Genomic DNA, 379 nt, shown 5'->3' on the forward strand with positions numbered 1-379 from the left:
GAAAAGCGCGGGATCATCAACCACCAGTCCACGGTCTTTCTGTTCGATCCCGACACCGGCAAGGCCAGAGCCATGGTCGGCGGCAACCTGTTGACCGCCCTGCGCACGGCGGCGGCCTCTTCGGTGTCGATCCGGCATCTGGCGCGGGACGATGCCAGGGTCATCGGCATGATCGGCGCCGGCCACCAGGCGAAATTCCAGCTGCGTGCCGCGCTGGAACAGCGCGACTTCGAAAGGGTCATCGGCTGGAACCTGCACCCCGAAATGCTGTCCAACCTCGAAGAGGTGGCCGCCGAGGCCGGACTGCCGTTCGAAGCGGTGGAGCTGGACGGGATGCGGGCGGCGGATGTGATCATCTCGATCACGTCTTCCTTCGACG

1 pseudogene is annotated in these 379 nt (G+C 65.2%); it reads left to right on the forward strand.

Annotated elements, in window-relative coordinates:
* A pseudogene (locus AB0T83_RS20360) lies at positions 1–379 on the forward strand (ornithine cyclodeaminase family protein); the annotation flags it as partial.

It is taken from the genome of Meridianimarinicoccus marinus, assembly GCF_040689105.1.
Lineage (GTDB): Bacteria > Pseudomonadota > Alphaproteobacteria > Rhodobacterales > Rhodobacteraceae > Meridianimarinicoccus > Meridianimarinicoccus marinus.